Consider the following 24090-nt stretch of genomic DNA (forward strand, 5'->3'; position numbering starts at 1 on the left):
TTCGTCTTTTTATTATTGTTTGTATACATGGATCTCATCGTAATAGATATGATTCTTTTTACAAAGTTCTTTAACTTTTTCGAGATCTTCTTTTTCAATGATAGCACAGTTCCCGCAAGAAGAGCTGAATTGTCTGGGAACCGGCATAAGCTTTGTTTTGATCTTTTCGCGTTGCAATGTTTTCTCGAAAAGCAGCACCATCGAAATCGTTTCAAAGGTAAACAGATAAACTTCCATTATTTTTTTCCTGTTACGATAAAGAAATCTTCTTCTTCCTTTGTGGTTACAGAGTATCCGTTCTTTTCGAAATTTCTCTTCACATTTTCCATAGAAATGTTTGTATCTACGGAAACTTCGATTTCACTTTCTCCTTTTTCAATCTGCTCCATGGCTCGTAATACAGGCTCAGGGCAAGACAAACCTCTAGCATCTATTTTTATCATCGATTTCTCCTTTCCTCTGCGGCAAATTTTGTCATTGCGAAGGCGATAATAAGCAGCAGAACAATAATAATGATCGTTGCGATTTGTCCGTTTGCAGGAACACCTTCTCCGCTGGCTGCCAGTTTAAAGTTGTGGGAAACGGCAGCCCCTACAATTAAGCCAAAGACTGTAAGACCTGCATCCGTATCTCCTTCTGCAGCAAGGATAGTTTGGCGAATCGGACATCCACCTAAAAGTACCGCAGTAAGACCAACAATAAACATTCCAAGGAAATTGAATACATGGTTGTTGTGAGCGATAGGCTGTCCTTCAAAACCAAGATTAAACCCGGCAGGATTCGCTATGAGATTGGTAACAAGAGCTGCCAAGAAGATCCCAAGGATGCCGTAGAAATAATGGGGATCCTTAATCAAGATAAGATCTCTAAAAGCCGCTCCGGAACAAATTCGCGTTCTTTGAAGAATAAATCCTACGATTAAACCTGCTGCGATAGAAAGAATCATAGGCGCATGGGATGAACCCGGACCTTCTGTTGAGAAGAAGACAAAGGCTGGACGAATCACTAAGAATAAAAGCAGTAACGCACCAAATACAATAACAACCAGTGCTTCCGTCTTAGATCTTGTAGAGGCTCTTCCTAAAGAATAGCCTTTTTTAAGGAATTGGATTCCAACAAAAATTCCTCCTATAAAACCGATAAGACCCACCAATGCGTTTAAATCCCCATTTGCAAGTCTTAAAATCATGCGAAGAGGACATCCTAAGAAGATCAGTGCTCCGATCATCATAAACACACCCATTAAAAAACGCAGTATGGGAGAAGAGCCGCCTCTAGATCTAAAATCTCCAAAAGCCAATGAGGATATAAAAGCTCCAAAGATTAAACCGATAATCTCAGGGCGTATGTACTGCACCACTTCTGCACGATGGAATCCTAATGCTCCTGAGATATCACGCCAGAAACAGGCGATACAAAAACCCATATTGCCCGGATTGCCAAACTTTACTAAAAGAGCGCCTAGAATACCGATAATCGCCCCTCCAATAAAAATCTTCATATTTTCTTTTTTCAATGTAAACACCTCCATGTTCGCTAAATTTAAGGATATATAAAGACAATTTAATTGTATGGAGGAAATACTATGAAAGCAAGATAAAAGATATTGCATAACTTATAGAAAGAATAGTTTTAGATCATGAATAAAATCGGGTATGTATGGGATAGAAAAAGAAAGGAGTGCTATATGAATTCTAAGAACGATTATTTGATGGATATTTTCGAGAACAGATATACCTGTAAAGGTTATGACCCTGAAAAAACAGTATCGGATGAGGACTTTAATACGATCATGGAAGTGGCAAGACTCTCCCCTAGTTCCAACGGTTTTGAACCTTGGAAATTTATAAGACTAAACAATAGAGATATTATAGAAGAACTAAGGCCTCATGCATGGGGAGCGGCAAATGCTTTTAACGGAGCCAGCCATATTGTGTTGATCTTGGCAAAAACCACGGAAGAGATTCTTCCCGGATCCGACTATCTAGAAAGAATCTATACAGAGATTCAAAAATATCCGGAAGAATTATCGAAACAGCGAAGGGAAAACTACGATCATTTTTACAAAGAAGATTTTAATCTCGCAGAAAATGAAAGAGCCGGATTCGATTGGACTTCAAAACAATGTTATATCCCTTTAGCGAATATGCTCACTGCAGCAGCGGTTCTAGGGATAGATTCTACGCCTATAGAAGGATTTCATCAAGAGAAGGTTCATGAAATTTTAACAAAACATCATGTATACGATCCGAAAGAGTATAAAATTGCGATCATGGCAGCGTTTGGATATACAAACAGAGACCATAGAGAAAAGAAAAGAAGACCCCTTTCGGAAGTTTGGGAAACAGTGGAATAAATAGAAAGAGAATTCTTCGGAATTCTTTTTTATTTGGGAAATATTAAAAAAAGTTAAAAAGCAGCTATAAAAAATACCAAAATTAATTATACCACTTGAGATAAGGTTATTATCACATTTGAAAAAGAGATACAGGTTAAAAAAGTACAAAAAAAGATGAAAAATTATATAGTTAAGTCTTTGACAAGGAAGAGAGAGGGTATAGAATGAGTGTAAATGAAACGGGAAAGGTGTACTGAGAAATTAGGGGGATTATATGACAAAAGTAATAATCGCTCCAGGGAAATACGTACAAGGACCTGGAGAAATAAAAAAATTAAGAGAATATACAAAGGTCTATGGAGAAAAAGGAGTTTACGCCATTGTCGATTCCTTTATTCTTAAAAACTATAGAGAAGATATTGAAGCAAGCTATAACGATAGCAGTACGGAACTCGTTATCGAAGAATTTGGCGGAGAAAGCTCAAGAAAAGAAATTGACAAGCATGTTGAGAAAGCGAAGGAAATAAAGGCCGAGGTTATTATCGGTATCGGCGGAGGAAAGACTTTAGATACTGCAAAAGCTGTTGCCTATTATGCACAACTTCCTGCTGCCATAGTTCCTACAGCAGCTTCAGCGGATGCGCCGAGCACGGCTCTTACGGTGATCTATACAGAAGATGGACAGTTCGACGAATATCTGTTTCTTCCGACAAACCCCGACATCGTTATAATGGACGAAGAGATTATCATCAATGCGCCGGTCAGACTCTTTGCTTCTGGAATCGGAGATGCCTTAGCCACCTTTTATGAAGCGGACGCAGCCAGAAGATCCAACGGTATAACTTTAACCGGAGATAAACAGACAAAAGCCGGTATGGCATTAGCAAAACTTTGTCTAGAAACACTTCTAGAAGACGGCATAAAAGCTGTTGCCGCCGTAAAAAACAAATCCATGACCCAAGCTGTATCCAATATTATCGAAGCGAATACATTCCTTTCCGGAGTAGGTGCGGAAAGCGGAGGGCTGGCAGCGGCTCATGCAATTCACAATGGAATGACAGCGATCAAAGAACTTCATCATCTAACCCATGGAGAAAAGGTAGCCTTTGGAACCTTAACACAAATGGTTATGGAAAACAGATCCGAAGAAGAACTCTACAGCAGAATAGATTTCTGCAAAAGAATCGGACTTCCTACAAACTTTGAAGAACTTGGCATACCAGATGTAACAAAAGAAGAGCTAATGAAAGTTGCGGAACTTGCCAACGATGAAAACGACACAATGGGAAATATGCCTTTCGATGTGAAGGAAGAGGATGTAGTTGGAGCCATGTTTGCGGTCAATGAACTTTCGAAAAGTATATAATCGTTTATAACCGAGGAGGATATTATGACAAAAATTATAACGGCTCCAGGAAAATATGTACAAGGCCCTGGAGAAATAAAGAAGCTGAAAGAATATACCGATGCTTATGGAGATAAAACTGTTTATGCCATAGTGGACAAGTTTATCTTTGAGAATCATGTAGACGATATTAATTCTAGTTACGATGGAAAAGAACAGTTAATGCTGATGGAGTTTGGAGGAGAATGTTCTCAAGCGGAAATAGACAAGCATGTTGAAAATATCAAGAAAGAGGATGTTTCTGCGGTCTTGGGAATCGGCGGAGGAAAATCATTGGATACAGCGAAAGCTGTAGCTTATGAAATGGGACTGCCTGTAGTGGTTATGCCTACAGCTGCTTCTACTGATGCGCCATGTTCTGCTCTTTCCGTAATCTATACGCCGGAAGGACAGTTTGAAAAATATTTATTCTTAAATTCCAACCCAGAAGCAGTTATTATGGATGAAGAAATTATCGTAAATGCACCTGCCAGACTTTTTATCGCTGGAATCGGAGATGCCTTAGCCACTTATTTTGAAGCAGATGCAACAAGAAAATCCAACAGCGATACAATAGCCGGAGGAAAACAAACAAAAGCCGGGATGGCCTTAGCGAAATTATGCTTTGATACTCTTTTAGAAGACGGTGTAAAAGCAGCAGCGGCGATTAAAAATCAAAGCATGACGCCGGCTGTGTCCAATATTATCGAAGCCAACACTCTACTTTCCGGTATCGGATTTGAAAGCGGGGGACTCGCAGGAGCTCATGCCATTCATAACGGAATGACAGCTTTAGAAGAACTTCACGGCTTGTATCACGGAGAAAAAGTAGCCTTTGGAACCTTAACACAAATGGTGCTTGAAAATAGAACCGAAGAAGAAATTATGGAAGTTATTTATTTCTGCCAAGAAATCGGTCTTCCAACGACTTTTGAAGAACTGGGAATTCCAAATGTTGCAAAGGGAGATCTTATGGAAGTAGCAAAACTTGCCAACGATAAAGACGACACCATGGGCAATATGCCTTTTGAAGTATCCGATAGCGATATCGTCGGAGCGATGTTTGTAGTCAATGAATTAGCCCAAATAGATTAAAGAAACAAGTAATAAACCCCTCAATATATGTTTAAAGAATGCAGCTTTTCATAAAGGAGAGGCTGTGTTTTTTTGTTTAAATAATAGAGCCACTCAAAAAAAGAGCGGTGTAATGGAAATATTTGTTGGGAATTTTTATCAGCAAGGAGATGATTTTATTTATAGAGCAGCTGAAAAAGATAGAAGAGCCCTTTTGACCGAATAGATCACATTAACAACAGATTTTCTTTTCCGGTTTAAAGCGTTTAAATATAACAGTATTAAAATATGAATTTCATGTAATACACATAAATTATTCAAATTAATATATAAATAATGAATTCAGGGGATCGTGGATAGGAAGAATCACGGTGAACCCAAGGGGAAGGCCTATCCATAATAGTATTTCCTGTATAATCATAAGGATTATATTTTGTAGAATAGAAAGCATTGAAAAGAAAAGACATCAATTGGCGGCAATCTTTGTGAATAAAACTTATAATGTACTTGAAAACATGAAAAATATTAAGGGGGCAGGAAAAGGATTTTGCAAGATCAACATTTTGGGCATGCGCTCCCATAATAAGCGTAAAATTAAAGAATGGGGTAAAAAGTATGAACAGTTTTATTTCTTCAGACAACACGTGGGCTTTATGGACAGTATTGGCGGGGAGTGCAGCCTTAGCAATCTATCTGGAACAGAGGTATAAATGGGCGAACAAGGTTACGGGATGTATACTGGCACTGTTATTTGCAATGATCTTATCGAATCTCAATATAATTCCTGCAGAGTCGCCTGTTTATGACAATGTATGGGGATATGTAGTTCCATTGGCAGTTCCTATGCTTTTATTTAATGCAAATATTAGAGATATAGGAAAGGATAGCGGACGAATTCTTATCATTTATCTTATCAGCGGTGTAGGAACTGTGTTAGGCGGAATTACAGGATTCTTTTTACTAAAAGATTTTATTCCCCAGTTAAGCAATATCGCGCCTATGTTTGTAGGAACCTATACAGGGGGATCTGTTAATTTCGTAGCGATGAGTGAAAGTTTCAAAGTGGATGGCGGAACCGTATCAGCAGCCTTAGTTGCAGATAACTTGTTAATGGCACTTTATTTCTTTATTTTGATTGCGATCCCAACGATAAACTTTTTTATGAAGAAATTCACCCATCCCTATATTGACGAGTTGAATGCAAAAGTTAAAACAAATGATTCCAATGAAACACTAGCCTCCCAATATTGGGGAGCAAAAGAAATTTCTCTCCTTGATATCGCAATGACAGTGGCGTTTGCTTTTATGATTGTAACGATCTCAACCACATTGGGACAGTTTTTAAGCACAAACTTCATGTCCAAGGATTTCTTTAGTACAATTTTGAGGGAGTTTTTTGGAAATAAATATCTTTTAATGACAACCTTTACGATGATTTTAGCAACGATATTTTCAAAACAGTTTAAGAAAATCAGAGGCAGCCAAGAAATTGGAACGTTCTTAATTTATTTGTTTTTTGCAGTCATCGGTGCACCGGCATCTATTAAATTGATTATAACGGAATCTCCACTATTGTTAGTGTTTGCATTTATCGTAGTGCTTTTCAATATGGTTGTTACATTCCTATTTGGAAAAATATTCAAATTCAGCATAGAAGAATGTATCATCGCTTCAAATGCCAATGTTGGAGGACCGACTACAGCGGCTGCTATGGCTGTTTCAAAAGGCTGGACAGCGTTAATCGTTCCGGCACTTCTTGTAGGGACGCTGGGTTATGTTATTGGAAACTATTACGGTTTAATGGTAGGCGGACTATTTCGTTAAATAACAGAATAGAATGAAAGGAAAAAAGATGTTAGAAGAGTTGAAACCCCATGAAGTCTTTCGCTGGTTTGGGGAAATAACGAGAATTCCCCATTGCTCTTATAAAGAAGAAAAGCTTAGCAGTTTTTTAGTGGAATTTGCGAAGGAAAGAAAGCTCGAATGGTATCAAGATGAGAAGAAAAATGTCATTATAAAGAAACGAGCTTCCAAGGGAAAAGAAAAGGCTCCAGCTGTAATATTACAAGGACACATGGACATGGTCTGCGAGAAGCTTGCGGATTCCAACCATAATTTCGATACAGATCCTTTAGAGTTAGCGATAGAAGAGGATTGGCTCAGGGCAAATAATACAACGCTTGGAGGAGATGACGGCATTGCAGTGTCTTATATGCTTGCTATTTTAGACAGCGGTGAAATCCAGCACGGCCCTTTAGAATGTCTATTTACAACATCAGAAGAAATGGGCATGGAAGGTGCCTTTGCCGTAACAAAAGAACATCTAGAAGGGAAATATCTTTTTAATATCGATGGAGAAGTAGAAGGAGATCTTTTAGTCGGATGTTCCGGAGGTATTGTTATCACTTCTACCCATCCTATAGAAAAAGAAAAAGTACTAGGGGAAGCAAAAAGCTTCCGCTTAAAACTGCAAGGTTTAGAAGGGGGACATTCTGGCCAAGAAATCCATAAAAGCCGCGGCAACAGTATCAAATGCATCGGAAGAATTTTATATAGCGAAGTTGAAAATCTAAGGATTCTTTCTTTAAAAGGAGGATCAAAACATAACGCAATTCCAACAAACTCAGAAGCCGAGTTTCTTTTACTCGGAGAAAATACAGAAGAAGTTTTAGAAAAGATACATCAAAAGGCTGAGGAAATTCGAAAAGAGTATAGTGTATCGGATCCGAACTTTGAAATTACGATAGAGGAAAGTACAGTAAAAAAAGAAACATCATGGTCCCTTGAAACAGCACAAGAAGTTCTAAAATACATTCTAGCAATAGATGATGGCGTAATCTATATGGATCCCACGTTTCATGATTTAGTTCAGACAAGTATCAGCAGCGGGATATTGTCCAGCGATGGTGAAGTTAAAATTGTAACGCTACTGCGATCCAGTGTTAAAAGTAAAGAATCGGAAATCATAGACCGAATAAAAGTAATCGCTGAAGCTTTTCATTTTACAGTTTCGGATGATGGAGGATATCCCGCATGGGAATATGATCCAGACTCTAAGCTCCGGCCTATTGCAGAGAAAATGTATCAACGAATGTTTAACCGAGACCCAAAAGTGAAAACCATTCACTGCGGATTGGAATGCGGGATCTTAAAACGTGTCTTGACAGATACAGATATGATCACCTATGGTCCAGACATGAAGGACATTCATACGGTTAAAGAGCGATTAAGCATCTCCAGTACAGAAAGAATGTGGGAGTTTACTTTAGCTTTATTAGACAAATTATCGAGGGAGTAAAGGTTAAAATACAGGATAGAGAGAATCTATCCTGTATTTTTTTGTTGAAAATTTGTATGGATTAACCGCTGGACCTATACTAGAAAAAGATTATTTAGATTTTGCAGCAAGTTTTGCGAGCAGTAGAAGCAATCCAACAATAAATGGATCAGAAAAAATATTATGACTAGATGTGATTTGGTAAAAAAGCTTGTGAATTCTTTAGAGAAAACACAGGCTTTTTTGATGTTCAGAAGCGGAAATGGAGGATTGCCACAAGGCTGGTTTTGAACAAAGAAAGGAGGATGTTACAATAAATAGAAAGAGAACCCTAGAACAATTTTAAAAGGATGTGAATATGGATAAGCGTATGTCTATTATAGGAATAACATTTCATATGGTCTTATTAATCTGGCTGATATTGTTTAAATTGGCTATTCATCCAGCAGAAGTTCCTGCAGTGCGAGATTTGAATCTAGTTCTTTTACGGAATTCCTATTATCTAAACGGTAATATGAATTATATAGAGCTGCTTTTTAATATTCTTATCTTTATCCCTGTGGGAATCTATCTTTCTATTTTAAAGCCTGAGTGGAAAGGCTGGCAAAAGATACTAATCGTTTTTTTTACTAGTTTATCCTTTGAAACAATACAGTGTGCCAGCCTTATGGCATATATATTTTTTGCTTCGGATTTACATTAGAAAATCTATGGAAGATTTAAGAGACAGCTCTTTTAAAGGGCTTTTTTTTATTTTAGAATTTTCGCGGTTGAAGATAAATAGGATCTAAATATTTTTGATCGCTAATTTCTCGACCGCTTATCCTCGAAAAAGAACCGTTTATCGCAAAACTGTAGAGATTCTTTCATATATACATTACAATTAAATTAAATAAAGGCAGGTGAGAAGGATGAAAATTGAAATTCAATTAGATGATCAATACGAAGAACCAAAAGTAGTTATTTATACGAAAGAGCTTACAAAGGAAGTTCAAAATGTTCAGGACAGATTATTAAATTGGACTCCTCAAGTATTATCCGGATTTCATGGAGATCGTTTAGAGGTCATTGATCCAAAGGAGATTGTTCGGATTTATGCACAAGAGGGAAAAGTACTGCTGATAACCGACGAGAAAGAATATATATTAAGGCTGAAAATCTACGAACTAGAAGAAAGACTGGAGAAAGATAAATTTGTCAGAATCTCCCGCTCAGAAATTATCAATCTTAAAAAAGCTGTAGACTTTGATCTATCCTATACGGGAACCATTTCAGTAAAATTAGCAAACGGAGACAACAGCTTTGTATCACGGAGATATCTGAAAAAAGTGAAACAAATACTCGGAATATAGGAGGGGAATAACATGACTAAAACAATCTTAAAAAAAGCGGCAGAAGGATTTTTGCCTGGGATTACGATTGGTTATTTGATTACAGTTATCATTAGTCTTCTTTTTGCAGAAGGCAACTATAATCCAGTAGTCCCGACGTTCCAAGCTTGGGCAGGAAGCGAAATAAATGCTGTTCTGATTCAAACGCTCCTTACTGGAGTGATAGGATCGATCTTCTTTGCTGCTACAGTAATATGGGAATACGAAAAGTGGAGTCTGCTCAAACGAACGCTCCTTTACTATACAATCACACTCATACCGCTAATAACGATCGCGCTGTTTCTTCATTGGGTTGAATTTGCACCCTTAGCCCTGTTGTCTTATATCATTATCTTTACGATTATTTTCTTTATTATTTGGATAAGCACCTATTTAAAAATAAAAAAAGAAATTGATGAGATTAACAGACAATTGAAAAAATAAGGAAAACACTCCAGAAGAGAAAACTTCTGGAGTGCTTTTTTGCAATATAGATCGAAAGGAGGTACTCTATAATAAAAGCTGAAGAATTTATAATAAATTCTCTGCTGTTTTCTGGTATCCAGATAATAAAAACAAATAGCTAAAGGAGCAAGTATTTATGAAGTCAAACAAAATCTTCAAGCCAATTCTTTTTGGTACATTAATGGCAATTGGAATGTCTTTTTTTATGTCTCTAGCCATGATCATAAAAAATGTAGGAATCACTGCTGATTTCTTTAAGATATTAATCAGCGAATGGGCATTTGCTACAATTATATCGCTGATACCTTCCATACTTCTTCCCCCTGTTATCGAAAAAATAATAGGGAAGATTATAGGGTAAAGGGTTTGGTTCTTTATCTAGAGAGTGTTGAGACTGAGGCTGTGGTGTATCTTTAGACAGGATTTTTCTTAGTAATTATAGATAAGGATATAAAAACCTTCTTAGGGAAACTTTGCAGAAGGGTCATTTTATAAAGAAAAAGGAGGACTATGATACAGTCCTCCTTTTTGCAGCTTTTTCATTAGTAATAAAGCGGTATTTGTAATCTTGTTTTGATCTTATAGTGTCCTTCCTTAAGCCGATTCTTGGGGGATGTGTTTGGGTTTTTCCAATCCTTTTCTCTTCGCAAACCGTTGTGCAAGAATAGGAGTGATAATACTGGTTAAAACCACACCAAATGCAATCTGTGCTGTTGCTGAAGCGGCGAAAGGGACTAGATCCGGATTGTTAAAGGCCATAATACTGGGAACAGAAACACTCATACCGGCGATTGAACTCATACCAAAGGTGGAGATACCATTTTCTTTTAAGACTTTTGTCTCGAAGAATAGTATCGCCGGAAGCATTGCTATGTAGAAAATCGCTGTGACGATGATTCCCTGAGGCCCAGCTTGGACGGCTTCAATAAGATTAATCCCTGCTCCAAAGGACCAGCCCATAAAAGGAGTCAAAGGTCCCAGCAGTCCTCCAAACATTTTCGCCAGATCTTTATCGAGATTTCCGACGATTAAACCGAAGAAGATAGGAATCAGTGTAGAGATAATAGGAATCCAGTCTATACCTCCCCCTTGGGAAATACTAAAGACAAAGATTGGGAAAGCTGGTACACAGAGGAGCCCGGTTAAACCGAATGCGCCTTTATCGTTCTCGCTGCCGTATTCCGTTACTAAGGCTAAGTATAAAGAAGGGTTGATGGAACAAATGGCCACAGTGAATGCAATAGCCGAAATACCCATAAAACCAGGAAGCCCTATTGTTTTGACAAAAAGAGTTGCTAGCGCCAGACAGATTAGAACTTTCAGGATCAGCATGGTTCCTTGTTTTTTCAAGACTTTTCCAAGACTGCGCACATCTAGAAGTGTAGCAGAACAAAAACAGACTAGGGCGACAATATAGTTTGTTCCCTTAGCTGTCAGAAAGGTTTCTGTTAAACCTCCAAAATTAGCGAAAAATCCCGGGGCCAGTGTGTTGACAAGAGCCGATATCAGCATGGGAATGAGTAGCATTCCCCCTGGTATCTTTCTCATAAATTTAAGCATATATACCTCCTAGCGGTCTAATTCTGTTTATGGTTTTACACTTTCGATGAGCTTTTCGACTTCTTCATGAGATAGGGCACGAGAGGTAGGGACATTAATCTTGCCGGAGATGATGTCCTTTTCTTGAGTGTCGATTTCACTTTGAAGTTCCGCAGGAACAAGCTCTTTGTAGTGATCGTTTTTGGCGATAGCAACGCCGTCTTCTTTTAGACCGACGACCTTTGTTTCGCCAGTGATAACTTCTCTTTGTGTATAATTGCCGATAGCATCATAGAGATTATGACTGATGTTTTTCATTACCGATGTGATAATATTTTCCGCTAAATCTTCTTTTCCATCCGCTATAAGCCGCATGTACTGGTCTGTATCCGTTCCGATCATGTAGAGATCTTTCTCATTCAATACTTCGAGGATACCCAAGTTAACCGATCCTGCAGCACCAAAGATGATATCTGCATTATTGCCGATCATTTGGCTGGCGATATTTTTTCCTTTTTCTACATCGTCAAAAGAGCCTGCATAGTCTACCATTATTTTGATGTCTGGGTTTTTCTTCTTCGCCCCTTCGATATAGCCGACAGCTAGATCGTCAATATTCGTATTGTCGACACCACCGAGAAAACCGATAACACCGGTTTTAGACATAGCCGCTGCCAGGTAGCCGGATAGATACGAAGCTTCATTGGCTCTGTAGACAATACAGTAGACATTGCTGAAGTCTCCTTTGCTCCAATCGATTTCACCGTCATAGAGCAGAAACTTGATTTCAGGGTATTTGTCAGCGTGTTTTTCAAGGGTCTCTTTCATGTTAGACGACATCATCACAACATGATTGTAGGCGTTTACCGCATCCATAAAGACCTTGTTGTAGTTGTCTGGATTGTTTTCGTGCTCCAGAATGGTCAAATTTGTGCCATGATCTCTCTCAGAAACATTCATTCCGATAATGGCAATGTCGTTGTAAGCCATATCTCCTCTTTTTGCTACAATTAACGCAACATTCGGATCATCGCCTACATACGTGACCTTTTTGTTCTGACAAGCTGTCAAAAGAAGCAGGCCAACTATTATTATCCATGTTATCCTTTTCATTGAACCTCCTTTTAGTACTATAATATTTGACTCTATTATACTAGATAAAGAATATTCAGGCCAAGATAATAAGGCATTCCTTTCACGAGGCAAGACCTGCTCATGGGTCTTTTGAAAGAGTCCTAAAACCCCCGGCGGAGATTTTAAGATTCTATCTGAAGAAAGGAATCTTTGAAAAGACAGAGTCTCCTGATTTCATATAATAAATTATAAATAGCCGCAGATAAAATAGAGACTTTGCTCAACATAGTTACGGTAAAGGAAAACGCAGGTCTTTTCTATTGTCTGCAGTTTATCCTTATAAGCGGCTATGATAATTACAGATGAAAGGGTAAATTTAGAATAAAGGCTATAGTGTTTGAGTAAAAAAGGTCATCATAGGAAAACAAGGGACATCAAGGTCGGTCATAAGAAAACAGCATACATTAGAAAAATAGAAGGAGATATTATGAAAAAGAAATACTTCGTTTTATTATTGCTGACGATGACGATGATGCTTCCGAATCAAGCATTTGCAGAAAAGCTGAATGTCAGACGGATTTTTGGGGCGAACCGCTACGAAACAGCAGTAGAAATCAGCAAGGATTTGTACGAAAAGGCAGATACGGTAATTATTGCTTCAGGAGAAAACTTTCCAGATGCTCTAGCGGGCGGATCCCTTGCAGTAGAGATAGACAGCCCCGAGATTATATCGGGTATGCAGTAGGAATCGACTGGGGAGAACCGTCATGGGTTCTTGTCATGGGCGTTCGAGCAGACTACTCTTTACAAGTTGTATCGGCGAGAAGTTTCCAGCGAGCTGAAACACACCCACTACACGATGTAAAGCAGGTAATCGCCCATATCAAGCCCTATCGACCTAACATTATCGTGGCGGATGCAGGATATGGAGCAGACAAAAACGCAGAATTATTTAGGCATTTCCCCGAAGCTTTCTACTCTTGTAAATGGGAAACCTCAACGAATCCCTACAGTGTAAAAAACTTTATCGACCAGTGGAATAGGCGAAAACGACTTGTTTCAGTGGATAAAACTTCAAAAATGTAACGAGCACTACAATCGGTTAAAACCAATCAAATCGGCTTTTACTCGTGGAAAGAACACTACACAAAATTATTGGCCGAGCATTTAGCAAACGTACAAATACTCGATCAAGACAAAGACGGGTTAGTGTATCAAATTGCTACCCGCAAAGGGCCAGATCATTTGGCTTGCTGCCTGTCCTATGCACTTATAGGGGTGGATAATCTAACAAGCTATGGGCTTAAAGTCAGTCAAGGGTACAAGATGGAAAATATAGAGGTGTAGTCCACGTGAATAAATACGAAGCAGCGAGTCTACTAATGCAGGCTATTAATACGGTATTGAAATTAGATAAGGACGTAGATATTACCCTAAATGCTTACGGGCCCGAGGCCTACAAAGGGGTATGTACTGAAATATCTGATTTAAAGAGCATAAAAGTGTTTGACTACGGAGATTTAGACTTCGAGCTTACTTTTATGTCAGAAGGAGGGTGCAGACAATGCACAGAATCAGAATAGAATATTCAGACGATCAAGAGATTGAACCCGAAGATATTCTCGAGAAAGCCCTATCGAAGCTACGGGGCAAAAGAAAACAAAATAGAGTAAAATCAATGAAAGATGCGTATCTGAATACGCTTAGAAAGTACTCCTTGAATCTATACGATAGAGTCATGGAGGCTATGATGACAGATATCCTAGACGTGCTGTACGGTACCGAGAAATCGGAATCCGATATAATACCCCTAGAGGAAAGCCCCATACGGGTCTACAGCCCTAATCTTTCTAAAGGCACAAGAGGGCCGCTCGACACGACAGGGCTTGTCTTAGTGCAGATGGTTATTCATGACACTAAACGAGGCGGCTACAACGGTTCTAGATGGAAAGACCCTAGTGTCGCTGCGGAAAAAGCAGCAAAGGATCTAGGACGGGCGTATGGAGTTAAGATGACTGAAAAGACTCCATTTAAACTTAAAGGCACGAATAGAACCTTTACCGTACAAGAGATTGCCCAAACTATGGCGGATAATCAAATCGAAACCAACATCCAAGATTTTATTATCCAAAATTTTGAGCCCGCTAACAAGACAAAGAATCAAAACGTTGACGGGATTAAACTTTACACGTATAATTGGGACAAGGTAGATATGGCAAATATAGGATTTAAAGTAAAAGATAGTTGGCTATATCACACAAAAACCTATGCTGAAGAATTTAACCTAGGCAGGCACGATAATGAAAAGTACTTAGCCATCATTCGAGAAATGGCCCAAAAGAAACCGTCTAAAGATGTCACTATCTATACGAATGGGAATGCTAGAATTATCTATGAAGAGTCTACAAATACCTTTGTGAAGTTGGTAGGAGGCGGAGTCCGAACGATGTTTAAACCCAGACGGAAAATAAACTATGTACGAGATGAAATTGCTGATTATAAGAGCAATTTTGAGCCTGAGCCACGGGAAGCAAGGTAAACTACACTTTTAGGAGGGGCTATGAAAAGACTAAAGTTAACGCCACGTGAGGAATTACCTAAACACAAAGGACAATTTACAGGAGATGAAGTTATTGCGTGCCCTGTATGCGGAAATCCAGTTTATGTAGAGGATATCTGCCGAGTATGCTCGTGGCAGAACACAGGAATTGTGAATATAGATGGCGGACCGAATCCACTAGACTTAGTAGATGCGATAGAAGCCTATAAACAAGGGAAACCTTTAAGATAAAATCAACTAGCAGCAAGCTAGTTGATTTTTTAATGTATAAAAGCAGGTGGTAAGGTGACTAAAAGACAGAAATTACGAGAAATTCAAAAAATAATAGATAAATACATCAAAGTCTTACAGCAGTTGCCATCGGGCGGAACGATTGATCCCGCAATGGCTAGGAGGTTGGGGATTCCAAAAGACCTTAAGCCCTTAGTAGAAGATGCTTATAAGAGCGGGAGGCTGAAAGGGAGAACGAAAGCTCGAATCTCGAAAGAGATTCTAGAACAGTTTTTTGAAGAGCTAACCCCGAAAGGCAAAGACTTTACGAGTATCCACGCTATGGAAGTAGAGCAGGATATGGCTTTAGTACTAGAAAAGGCTAAATCAAGAATTACTCGTGCGAGTATCGAAAACTTGAAGCGTGACTTTAAAGTACTAGAAACCGTATTTGGCGAGCAGACACTGCCAAAACGAAAGATGTCCTCTATTTTGCGGGAAATTACGAAAGACGTGCGACAAGATTGGGATATGGTGGTTCGAGCTGAAACGGTGAACACACAGCAGCATGCGATAGCCCATGAGATTCTAGAGGGTACAAGCCCATATAGTAATCTCGGCCCGGATACGAGAGTGTTTAAACGGCCGAACCCCGATGCTTGCGACCATTGCAAGAAACATTATCTAGAAAAAGACGGAAGAACGCCAAAAGTATTCAAGCTGTCTGAATTGATAGAGAATGGCACAAACTATGGCAAGAAAGTAGGAGCGTGGCAGCCAGTTCTAGGTATCATGCACCCGCACTGCGAATGTCAGGTGAGTGTATTGCCCGAAGGTACAGAGTTTGACGAGCACGGGCAGATTAAAATTGTTAAAGATAGAAGGTGATAGATAGTGAGTTATGAACCAGTTCAAGCACGAGTAAAAGTCATCAAGCACAGCTATGATGATAATCCCGACTACAGCAATGTGTGGGAATATGATAAAGATGGAAACATAATCTCCCGCCCTTACCGTATCTTTGGTAAAAACCGATATGAAACCGCAGTACAGGTGGCGATGGACTACTGGCACTATTTTAAAGAAGGTCCAGAAACCACAATAATTGCAAATGGAAAAGATTATCCCGATGCCCTTGCAGCTGCGAATCTTGCAGGAAGATATAAAGGAGTAATCCTTTTGACAGATTCGAAGACTCTTCCAGAAAGTACAAAACATCATCTAGAAGGTCTTGGCGGATCGGATGTTATTATCGTCGGAGGAGAAGCAGCAGTAAGTACAGAGGTTTTTCAAGAGATAGAAAATATTGAAAGAGTATCCAACTAAAAGCTGCATTAAAGCAAAAGAAATAACAGGATGGAGACCCTCTATCCTGTTATTTGTTTAAAGTTTTGCTGGGGATGAGGATCTGCAGAATAAAAGAATTAAAATTTTGCCGATAAAAAAGAGATCAAGAATTACAAAATAAAAGCTGTCTTTTTATAATTTATGATAATATAATTATATATTATAAAGAAGGGGAAAAGCCCACAATCTACGGCTTACCGCTTTCTTTAGATGCTGCCCGCTTTTTCGGCAAAAAAATTGATAATTTAGGAGGAACTATGAAAGAAAAGTTTTTTACAAAAGAGAGGACAATCTTTTTACTGATTGCCTTTGGAATCACCTACATAATGGGAATCCCCCTTTATTTTGCAAAGCAGAAAGGAATCGATATTAATATTTTTCCGAATTTCCAAATGCATCTGCCTGCAGCGGGTGTGATGATCGCCATGCTCTTGACAAGAAAATCAGATCCAAATCTCCCTAAAAAATTCTATTATACATATCTTTTAGGAGTGCTGATTCTTTTCGCCTTAACGATAATCAGCTTCTTTATTCCAGGGAATCAATGGCTGAGTTATTCTAGTCTTGTGATGGTAGCGTTTTCTGTTGTCCTATGGATAATGCTTATAAATCAAAAGAAAAACAATAGAGCCTATGGTTTGGATAAAGGGAGTATAAAGCGGGTCTTGCTGGCGGCGCTTATCTTTGTTGTTTTATATTTTGCAAGGATATTCATTTATGCCGGTATAACAGGAGAATGGAATGAAATAAACGCCCTCCTTCAAACTCGAAACCTAGGACTGGCAGCCATGCTGATCCCAAACTTCCTGCTCACCATGATGCCCTTTTTCGGGGAAGAATACGGATGGAGAACCTATCTTCAGCCTATCTTTCAAAAAGACTTTGGAATGTGGAAAGGAATCTTTTTATTAGGACTGGTATGGGGATTATGGCATCTTCCTCTAAACCTCTTCTACTACTCAGCTGACGGAATGGGCGCCATGAGCTTCATGAATCAAATCGTAAACTGCATCACCCTTTCCTTTTTCTTAGGATTCGCATTTAACTACAGCAAGTCTACCTGGTCAGCCGCTTTGATCCATTTTCTGAATAATAATATGGTCCTATTCTTCGTGGAAGACGTATCAAGTTCAGTTCTCCAAAACAACATCTATTCGATACAATCCATACTGCTTCTCTTTGGACTAAGCGCTGTCCTCTTCGGACCCTTTATGTTTACAAAATGGATGAAAAAAGACGAGTACCGCATGAAGACAATAGAGGAAAGGGCAGAAGAAGAGAGGATGAATCCAGAGGATACTGAGGAAGATGAAAGCCCTGGAAGAGTGTCTGAGTATAGGAAGATTGATAGTGGAAAACAAGTTAGTAAGTAAAATTCCATTAAGAAGCTGATTTTAAAAGTGCTTTAACAAGTTTCGATAATTTTAAGAACACTCTTCTCTGAATCTATTTAAATAAGTTAATCCTTAATATAAACAGGTAAAACTAGTTGAGATTTTTCTCTGGTTTTACCTGTTTTATAATATTAGTGCTATTTTTTCTTCATGGTATAATAAAAATATCTAGACTATTTTACATATAAAGAAACAAATTAATATATAAGGAGTAAAAATGATTACATCAGATGAAATAAAAAGACGATTATGGGACGGGGCGAATGAGTTAAGAGGCTCTATGGATGCCAGCCGTTATAAAGATTATATGCTGGGATTAATGTTCTATAAATTTTTAAGCGACAAGACAATAGATACATTTAGATCAATCCTTGGGATGGAATCGGCTTCAAAGAAAGAAGTAATAGAGGAATATAAAAAAAGTCATGAAAGGGAAGGTCAAGATGTAGAGGAAGTAATTCAAGATATTCTAGGCTATTATGTACTTCCAGAATATCTTTATCAGACTTGGATAAGAGATATTAATGCAGGAGAGTTCGAAGTTCAAAAGGTCACAGACAGTTTAAATAATTTCGAACGAACGATTACAGGAATGGGAGATTCAAACGATTTCAAAGGTTTGTTTTCCAGTTCTACTTTAGACTTGTCAGATACAGCACTAGGCAGTAATTTAAATGAACGAAGCAAGAATATAAAAGCTTTAATTCTATTGTTTGCGGATCTTGACATGGTTTCTCTTCAGAAGGGCGATGTGCTAGGAGATGCTTACGAGTATCTTATCGGACAGTTCGCCATGGAATCTGGGAAAAAAGCAGGGGAGTTCTATACGCCAAGACAGGTAAGCGAAGTTATGGCAAGGATGGTAGTAAAAACCTCTTCTATAAAGTCTATCTATGACCCTACAGTTGGGTCTCGTGTCATAATAATGACAGAGGCAAATAGTTCAGTAAAATCAAAGGTGTTGAAGCTTCTACCAAAGTTACAAACTGAAGAAACTGGTAGTTTATGTGTTGCTTAGAGCCACTATCGACTAAAATAATGGTTGTAAGCAGCACATAAGCCAAAGAGAAAAAAGAGGTGGTGTATGCGATGGATATTAAAAATTATCTTATTTCCGATTAATCTTGTCCTATCAATTTTGACTGCTTTTCTGACATTTCTGCTTGGTATAGGAACAGCATTACTGTATATTGTTATGGTATTCTGCATATTTGGGGCGTTAGCATCTTTCATTCAAGGAGAAGTCGGAATAGGTATATCGGGCTTGGTCATCGGTTTCCTATTTAGTCCTTATGGGCTTCCGATGATAGGAGCAACTGTGATAGCATTTATTGAATTGATAAATGAGAAGATTAAAGCGGTGTAGACAAATTAGAAGTTTTGGAGCTAACTTGAAAAGTAAGGAGATATAGTATGTGTGGAATGACTACCGGTTTATTAAAATAAATATTTTTACAGAATATAGATCGGAGATAAACATGGAGTATATTATTAGAGAATTAAGACAGGACGAAATTAAGTTATTGGATACATTCTTATATGAGGCTATTTTTATTCCGGAAGGAGTACAAGCTCCCTCTAAAGATATTATAGAGCATCCCGACTTACAGATATATATTTCGAATTTTGGAAAGAAAGATGATATATGTCATGTTGCGGAAGTTGGTGGAAAGGTAATTGGAGCGGTATGGACTCGTATCATCAAGGATTATGGTTATGTTGATGAGTCAATGCCATCTCTGTCTATTTCACTTCTCAAGGAATATAGAAATTTCGGTATTGGAACAGAGCTTATGAAACAAATTCTTTTGACTTTGAAAGAGAGAGAATATAAGCAAGTGTCATTATCTGTTCAAAAGATAAACTATGCAGTGAGTATGTATAAAAAGGTAGGCTTTGAAGTTGTTCGTGAAAATGAAGAGGACTATGTTATGGTTTGTAAACTTTAGTGTCTGACAAATCCCAGTTTATCGAGCTAGCGAACTATAGGTTTCTAAGAGATGAAAGCTATAAAACTTGTACGAATACTGTAGGGTAAGAAAAGAAAATTTCCTCTATACTAAAATAAACCGAAAGAAAGGAGGAATCGAAATGAATATTATCAAGTCGTTTAACAAAACGATTGATTACCTTGAAAGAGTTCTTGATGATGAGATTGATGAAAAGAAAGTAACTCAGTTATCGGGATATTCGTACTCAATGTTCAGTCGCTTGTTTTCTATTCTGACTGAAACAACGCTCTCAGAATATTTAAGAAGTAGAAGATTAACGGAAGCAGCCGTTATATTAAGAGATACGGATGAAAAGATTATTGATGTTGCTTTCAAATTCGGATACGAGTCATCGGATTCATTTGGAACTGCTTTTAAGAATTTTCATGGATTTACTCCTTCAGAGGTGAGAAACGGGAAACCATTTAAATTAGTTTCAAGGGTGCAATTAGCACTAAGTGTAAGAGGAGGAAGAAGCATGAATATTACAATTCAAAAGAAAAAAGCATTTACAGTTGCAGGAATCAATGAACAAAACATCAATTCATCATTATGTCCGAGTATTTGGGATAAGCTATATGAAAAATATAGCCACGATGAGCTTGTGAGTTTGGGAAGCGGTAAAAGTGTAGGCGTTTGTCATGATATTTTAGACCTTGATAATTATGATGTTTTAGATACCAATACAATAAACTATATGGCAGGCTATATTGTTAATGATGTAGACAAAGCAAGAGGCATGGGCTTGGAGGTTTTGGAATTTGAAGAAGCGGAATATGCCGTTGTAGAGTTAACAGGAAGTGTTCCGGATTGTATTCATAACGGGTGGAAATATGCAATGGAAGTATTCTTTCCTGAGCATGGCTATGTTCATTCAGGAAAACCTGACTTTGAATACTACTATGAGGGTGATATGCATAGCAAAGACTATAAAATGGAGCTGTGGATTCCGATAACTAAAGCTTAAAAACCAACTTGTCGAGCTAAATAAAATTAGATATTGAGGATATAAGGCGATAGAAAATAATAATTCTGTCGTCTTTTTTATTTTACAGAAAGGAGGTAGGAATGAATTTTGATTATTTTTATAATAGGCAATCTGAAATGTATAACTTCATTAGGTTACCTATGGTATTAATGGAAGATGAGATTTTTGAGAGCATTTCTATTGAAGCAAAAGTTTTGTATTCATATATGCTTAATCGAATGGGTCTTTCATATAAAAATGGCTGGATAGATGAAGACGGAAAAGTTTTTATTTACTACACAATTGAAAGTATAAAAGATCAATTTAATTGTGCAAGTGAAAAAGCAAATAAATTAATAACTGAACTTGATATTAAGTCGGGAATAGGACTTATTGAGAAGAAAAGACAAGGACTTGGAAAGCCTAACAGAATTTATGTTAAAGATTTTATGAGCATATTTAATAATATGGAATTAAAAAATCAAGAAGTTCGAAAAACAAAATTCCAGAAGTTCGATAATCGAAATTCAAGAGATTCGAATATCGAAAGTCAAGATTTTCGAAAATCGGAAGGTAACTATAACAATATTAGTAATAATGAGTTAAGAAATAATGATTTTAATAAAGGGCAAAAGTCTTATGGAATATATAAAAACATATTTTTGACTGATGAAGAATACAAGGACTTAACAAATGAGTTGGGAAACAGAATTAGTGACTACATTGATAGATTGTCGTCGTATATGAAAGCAAATAACAGAGTTTATCAGGATCACAAGGCAACGATAATCAATTGGTATCTTAATGATCAGGCAAAAAACGTTAATGACAAGTCAACAAAAAAAATGAATTACGATATAGGAGAGAGTTTATGAAAAGCTTAAAAGATTTTGCATTAAGAGAAAATGATGTTGAAATAAATGGACATATCTATTGTAAGGTATGTGGTAAAAGAGTCGATGGAGAATTAGTTGACCTTGGATTTACAAAGTTTATTCCCAGAATTAAATGCGAATGTGAAATAAAAAGAGATATGGAAAATGAAGAAAGAGAAAGACTAATGAAAATATCATCGCTAAAAAGAGATTGCTTCTCATCGCCAAACCAACACCAGTATACTTTTGAGAAATTCCTAAATGAAAAAGGTCAAGCCTATAAGGTTTCTTACAACTATGCCAAAAGCTTTGAACAAATGAAGAAAGACAATGTTGGACTTTTATTTTATGGCGATGTTGGTAGTGGAAAGACTTATCTTGCTTGTTCAATTGCAAATGAATTAATCGAAAGAAAGCAAGTTAAAGTTAAGATTATGAATTTATCTCAAGTTATAAACCAAATACAAAAATCTGCATTTAAGCTAGATTCAAATGAAATTATCAATAACCTCTCTAATATTCCATTGTTAATATTAGATGATCTTGGAATTGAAAGGGACACATCTTACGCAAGAGAACAGGTATATAACATTATAAACTCAAGATACTTAAAGGGTAGGCCGACAATTTTTACTACAAACTTATCATTGGAAATTATTCAAAATCCTAATATTGACCTTGAGTATCAGAGGATTTATTCAAGAATACTTGAAATGACAATACCAGTTAAAGTTACGGGAGAAGATTTTAGAAGAAAAATCCAACAAGAGAAGTTAAGAAAATACAAAGAGTTACTTTTATATGGAGGTGGAATAGATGATTAATGAAGAAGTATCTAGGTCAAGTCTTAATCTTGAAGTAAGACTTGCAAAAGCAACAAGTAAAGCAATTCTCGATGCCTTAAAGAAAGTTCACAAGCAAATAGAAGAACAAGGAGGCTTGAAAAATGTAATAAAAAATAACGGAGAAGAAGTAAAACTAAAAGATATGGTTAAAAAGGGACAGTTAGAAGAAATTAATCTAAAGGATCCTGAGTTAAAAGAATTAAAGAAAATTTTAAATAAACACGGAGTGAAGTTTTCTGTTATGAAAGATAAGGAAACTGGTAACCACTCTGTGTTTTTTCAATCTAAGGATATAAAAGTAATGGAACATGCATTTAAAAAAGCAGTTAAGGAATCTGAAAGAAAGGCCGATAGAAAAGATTCAATAACGAAGACTATAAATAAGTTTAAAGACATGGCTAAGGATACCATCAGCAAAGATAAAGTTAAAAATAAACATAAGGAGCAAAGCTTATGATAAGTAATTTAAAAACATTTGAAAATAAGAATTTTGGGAAACTCACTGTTATAGAAAAAAGTCAAGTCCATAATCTTGTGTAAAATACTATACAATGTTTCCATAGTTTCTTACTTGACAAACTTAATATACTTTCTTGTAGAACTCAGCCATTCGTCATACAGGTCCATAAGGACTGCTCCAATTAAACGATTAGCTGAAGCGTGATTGGGAAAGATTCGAATGATCTTTTCTCTTCTACGTACTTCTTGGTTCAGTCGCTCAAGAAGGTTGGTGCTTTTCAGTCGATTGTGGGAGTTACCCAAGACAGTGTATTGAAAGGCATCTTCAAAGCCATTATCCAAGGTCTCGCAAGCTTTTGTGTATTTCGGCTGGTCGATATAATCTCCAACTAGGCGATTTTTGGCCTCTCGTGCTAAGTTGATATCCATAAACTTAAAGATTCCTTTTACAGCTTCTCTAAAAGGTTTAGAGTTTTTCTTAGGAATCGTTGTAAAGATATTTCTTAAGAAGTGAACTTGACATCTCTGCCAACTTGCGATGGTAAATGATTTACGAATCGCAGATACTAAGCCTTTATGGGCATCAGAAATTACGAGTTCTATACCTTGTAAGCCTCTTTCTTTTAAGTAATCAAAGAAGTTGGACCACGTATCATCACTCTCTTCATTTTGAATCATAAAGCCGATGATTTCACGGTCCCCCTCTTTAGTTATACCAATGGCGATATGACAGCTTTTAGAAAGAACACGGTGATCTTCTCGTACTTTTATATAAAGAACATCTGTCATTAAGTAAGGATAGTTTGTTTCTGATAGTGAGCGGTTTTGCCACTCATTGACCATTGGGTCTAACTGTTCAGTCAGACTAGAAACAAAGGACTTAGAAACTGATTTACCACACAGTTCTTCAACAATTTTTGA

Annotated in this window: 31 protein-coding genes; 25 read left to right on the top strand and 6 right to left on the bottom strand. The window is 37.4% G+C overall.

The annotated features are described in order from the left end of the window. Nucleotides 1–12: 12 nt before the first annotated feature. Genes ACTQ46_RS02840 through yedE form a run of 3 tightly spaced genes read right to left on the bottom strand, consistent with a single transcriptional unit; the run spans nucleotide 13 to nucleotide 1525 of the window. Nucleotides 13–237 carry a DUF3343 domain-containing protein gene (locus ACTQ46_RS02840; RefSeq protein ID WP_441747370.1) on the bottom strand — a complete coding sequence of 75 codons (225 nt, stop codon included), beginning with the start codon at nucleotides 235–237 and terminating at the stop codon, nucleotides 13–15. Then, nucleotides 237–443 carry a sulfurtransferase TusA family protein gene (locus tag ACTQ46_RS02845; RefSeq protein WP_441747371.1) on the bottom strand — a complete coding sequence of 69 codons (207 nt, stop codon included), beginning with the start codon at nucleotides 441–443 and terminating at the stop codon, nucleotides 237–239. The genes ACTQ46_RS02840 and ACTQ46_RS02845 overlap by 1 nt, the downstream gene beginning before the upstream one ends. After that, nucleotides 440–1525 carry a YedE family putative selenium transporter gene (gene yedE / locus ACTQ46_RS02850; RefSeq protein ID WP_441747372.1) on the bottom strand — a complete coding sequence of 362 codons (1086 nt, stop codon included), beginning with the start codon at nucleotides 1523–1525 and terminating at the stop codon, nucleotides 440–442. Before yedE ends, ACTQ46_RS02845 begins: the two co-directional genes overlap by 4 nt. Nucleotides 1526–1687: 162 nt before the next feature. Here yedE and ACTQ46_RS02855 point away from each other — a divergent pair, with 162 nt between their 5' ends. The 10 genes from ACTQ46_RS02855 (at nucleotide 1688) to ACTQ46_RS02900 (ending at nucleotide 10269) form a co-directional block, all read left to right on the top strand. Then, the gene (locus ACTQ46_RS02855) at nucleotides 1688–2356 is read left to right on the top strand and encodes an NAD(P)H-dependent oxidoreductase (protein WP_441747373.1); all 669 of its coding nucleotides are present in this window, start codon (nucleotides 1688–1690) and stop codon (nucleotides 2354–2356) included. 256 nt (nucleotides 2357–2612) lie between these two features. Beyond that, nucleotides 2613–3704, top strand: a complete 1092-nt coding sequence (locus ACTQ46_RS02860; RefSeq protein ID WP_441747374.1) for a glycerol dehydrogenase — start codon at nucleotides 2613–2615, stop codon at nucleotides 3702–3704. Nucleotides 3705–3728: 24 nt separating this feature from the next. Beyond that, nucleotides 3729–4817 (top strand): glycerol dehydrogenase, encoded by a 1089-nt coding sequence (locus ACTQ46_RS02865; protein ID WP_441747375.1) that lies wholly within the window; start codon nucleotides 3729–3731, stop codon nucleotides 4815–4817. A gap of 64 nt (nucleotides 4818–4881) precedes the next feature. Continuing rightward, nucleotides 4882–5022 carry a hypothetical protein gene (locus ACTQ46_RS02870; RefSeq protein ID WP_441747376.1) on the top strand — a complete coding sequence of 47 codons (141 nt, stop codon included), beginning with the start codon at nucleotides 4882–4884 and terminating at the stop codon, nucleotides 5020–5022. Nucleotides 5023–5411: 389 nt separating this feature from the next. Next, nucleotides 5412–6620 carry a DUF819 family protein gene (locus tag ACTQ46_RS02875; protein WP_441747377.1) on the top strand — a complete coding sequence of 403 codons (1209 nt, stop codon included), beginning with the start codon at nucleotides 5412–5414 and terminating at the stop codon, nucleotides 6618–6620. A gap of 28 nt (nucleotides 6621–6648) precedes the next feature. Beyond that, nucleotides 6649–8094, top strand: coding sequence for an aminoacyl-histidine dipeptidase (locus ACTQ46_RS02880; protein WP_441747378.1), 1446 nt, complete (start codon nucleotides 6649–6651; stop codon nucleotides 8092–8094). Nucleotides 8095–8431: 337 nt separating this feature from the next. Further along, complete coding sequence (locus tag ACTQ46_RS02885) at nucleotides 8432–8776, top strand: VanZ family protein (RefSeq protein WP_441747379.1); 345 nt, start codon at nucleotides 8432–8434, stop codon at nucleotides 8774–8776. A 208-nt stretch (nucleotides 8777–8984) separates the two neighbouring features. Further along, nucleotides 8985–9425 carry a LytTR family DNA-binding domain-containing protein gene (locus ACTQ46_RS02890; protein ID WP_441747380.1) on the top strand — a complete coding sequence of 147 codons (441 nt, stop codon included), beginning with the start codon at nucleotides 8985–8987 and terminating at the stop codon, nucleotides 9423–9425. Nucleotides 9426–9437: 12 nt separating this feature from the next. Beyond that, a complete protein-coding gene (locus ACTQ46_RS02895) occupies nucleotides 9438–9887 on the top strand; it encodes a DUF3021 domain-containing protein (protein ID WP_441747381.1) in 450 nt (149 codons plus the stop codon). 157 nt (nucleotides 9888–10044) lie between these two features. Continuing rightward, complete coding sequence (locus ACTQ46_RS02900) at nucleotides 10045–10269, top strand: DUF2798 domain-containing protein (RefSeq protein WP_441747382.1); 225 nt, start codon at nucleotides 10045–10047, stop codon at nucleotides 10267–10269. Between the two features lie 233 nt (nucleotides 10270–10502). Here ACTQ46_RS02900 and ACTQ46_RS02905 read toward each other — a convergent pair whose 3' ends face one another. Next, nucleotides 10503–11468 (bottom strand): 2-keto-3-deoxygluconate permease, encoded by a 966-nt coding sequence (locus ACTQ46_RS02905; protein WP_441747383.1) that lies wholly within the window; start codon nucleotides 11466–11468, stop codon nucleotides 10503–10505. A gap of 27 nt (nucleotides 11469–11495) precedes the next feature. Continuing rightward, nucleotides 11496–12560, bottom strand: a complete 1065-nt coding sequence (locus ACTQ46_RS02910; RefSeq protein WP_441747384.1) for a BMP family lipoprotein — start codon at nucleotides 12558–12560, stop codon at nucleotides 11496–11498. Nucleotides 12561–13008: 448 nt separating this feature from the next. Here ACTQ46_RS02910 and ACTQ46_RS02915 point away from each other — a divergent pair, with 448 nt between their 5' ends. From ACTQ46_RS02915 to ACTQ46_RS02985, 15 genes are all read left to right on the top strand, one after another. After that, the gene (locus tag ACTQ46_RS02915) at nucleotides 13009–13266 is read left to right on the top strand and encodes a cell wall-binding repeat-containing protein (protein WP_441747385.1); all 258 of its coding nucleotides are present in this window, start codon (nucleotides 13009–13011) and stop codon (nucleotides 13264–13266) included. Nucleotides 13267–13301: 35 nt separating this feature from the next. Further along, on the top strand, nucleotides 13302–13607 hold the full coding sequence (locus ACTQ46_RS02920; protein ID WP_441747386.1) for a hypothetical protein: 306 nt from the start codon (nucleotides 13302–13304) through the stop codon (nucleotides 13605–13607). Nucleotides 13608–13903: 296 nt separating this feature from the next. Beyond that, nucleotides 13904–14104 (top strand): hypothetical protein, encoded by a 201-nt coding sequence (locus tag ACTQ46_RS02925; protein ID WP_441747387.1) that lies wholly within the window; start codon nucleotides 13904–13906, stop codon nucleotides 14102–14104. Then, nucleotides 14086–15060 (top strand): hypothetical protein, encoded by a 975-nt coding sequence (locus ACTQ46_RS02930; protein WP_441747388.1) that lies wholly within the window; start codon nucleotides 14086–14088, stop codon nucleotides 15058–15060. Before ACTQ46_RS02925 ends, ACTQ46_RS02930 begins: the two co-directional genes overlap by 19 nt. A gap of 21 nt (nucleotides 15061–15081) precedes the next feature. Next, the gene (locus ACTQ46_RS02935) at nucleotides 15082–15312 is read left to right on the top strand and encodes a CPCC family cysteine-rich protein (RefSeq protein ID WP_441747389.1); all 231 of its coding nucleotides are present in this window, start codon (nucleotides 15082–15084) and stop codon (nucleotides 15310–15312) included. A 54-nt stretch (nucleotides 15313–15366) separates the two neighbouring features. Next, nucleotides 15367–16179, top strand: coding sequence for a hypothetical protein (locus tag ACTQ46_RS02940; RefSeq protein WP_441747390.1), 813 nt, complete (start codon nucleotides 15367–15369; stop codon nucleotides 16177–16179). Between the two features lie 6 nt (nucleotides 16180–16185). Beyond that, nucleotides 16186–16617, top strand: a complete 432-nt coding sequence (locus tag ACTQ46_RS02945; RefSeq protein ID WP_441747391.1) for a cell wall-binding repeat-containing protein — start codon at nucleotides 16186–16188, stop codon at nucleotides 16615–16617. 278 nt (nucleotides 16618–16895) lie between these two features. Continuing rightward, entirely contained in the window at nucleotides 16896–18011 is a 1116-nt protein-coding gene (locus ACTQ46_RS02950; RefSeq protein WP_441747392.1) for a CPBP family intramembrane glutamic endopeptidase, read from the top strand. Between the two features lie 238 nt (nucleotides 18012–18249). Then, nucleotides 18250–19050 carry an N-6 DNA methylase gene (locus ACTQ46_RS02955; RefSeq protein WP_441747393.1) on the top strand — a complete coding sequence of 267 codons (801 nt, stop codon included), beginning with the start codon at nucleotides 18250–18252 and terminating at the stop codon, nucleotides 19048–19050. A gap of 66 nt (nucleotides 19051–19116) precedes the next feature. Further along, nucleotides 19117–19398 carry a CD1845 family protein gene (locus ACTQ46_RS02960; RefSeq protein ID WP_441747394.1) on the top strand — a complete coding sequence of 94 codons (282 nt, stop codon included), beginning with the start codon at nucleotides 19117–19119 and terminating at the stop codon, nucleotides 19396–19398. A gap of 112 nt (nucleotides 19399–19510) precedes the next feature. After that, nucleotides 19511–19981, top strand: a complete 471-nt coding sequence (locus tag ACTQ46_RS02965) for a GNAT family N-acetyltransferase (RefSeq protein WP_441747395.1) — start codon at nucleotides 19511–19513, stop codon at nucleotides 19979–19981. A gap of 142 nt (nucleotides 19982–20123) precedes the next feature. Continuing rightward, nucleotides 20124–20990: an AraC family transcriptional regulator gene (locus tag ACTQ46_RS02970; protein ID WP_441747396.1), complete on the top strand. Its 867-nt coding sequence runs from the start codon at nucleotides 20124–20126 to the stop codon at nucleotides 20988–20990. Nucleotides 20991–21091: 101 nt separating this feature from the next. After that, a complete protein-coding gene (locus tag ACTQ46_RS02975; protein WP_441747397.1) occupies nucleotides 21092–21865 on the top strand; it encodes a replication initiator protein A in 774 nt (257 codons plus the stop codon). After that, on the top strand, nucleotides 21862–22689 hold the full coding sequence (locus ACTQ46_RS02980; RefSeq protein ID WP_441747398.1) for an ATP-binding protein: 828 nt from the start codon (nucleotides 21862–21864) through the stop codon (nucleotides 22687–22689). Before ACTQ46_RS02975 ends, ACTQ46_RS02980 begins: the two co-directional genes overlap by 4 nt. Beyond that, nucleotides 22682–23167, top strand: a complete 486-nt coding sequence (locus ACTQ46_RS02985; protein ID WP_007894980.1) for a PcfB family protein — start codon at nucleotides 22682–22684, stop codon at nucleotides 23165–23167. Before ACTQ46_RS02980 ends, ACTQ46_RS02985 begins: the two co-directional genes overlap by 8 nt. 110 nt (nucleotides 23168–23277) lie before the next feature. Here the strand turns inward: ACTQ46_RS02985 and ACTQ46_RS02990 are convergent. Then, on the bottom strand, nucleotides 23278–24090 hold an 813-nt coding region (locus tag ACTQ46_RS02990; RefSeq protein ID WP_441747399.1), incomplete at its 5' end, for an IS256 family transposase.

Source organism: Gallicola sp. Sow4_E12, from assembly GCF_052116305.1.
Taxonomy (GTDB): domain Bacteria; phylum Bacillota; class Clostridia; order Tissierellales; family Peptoniphilaceae; genus JBQKLI01.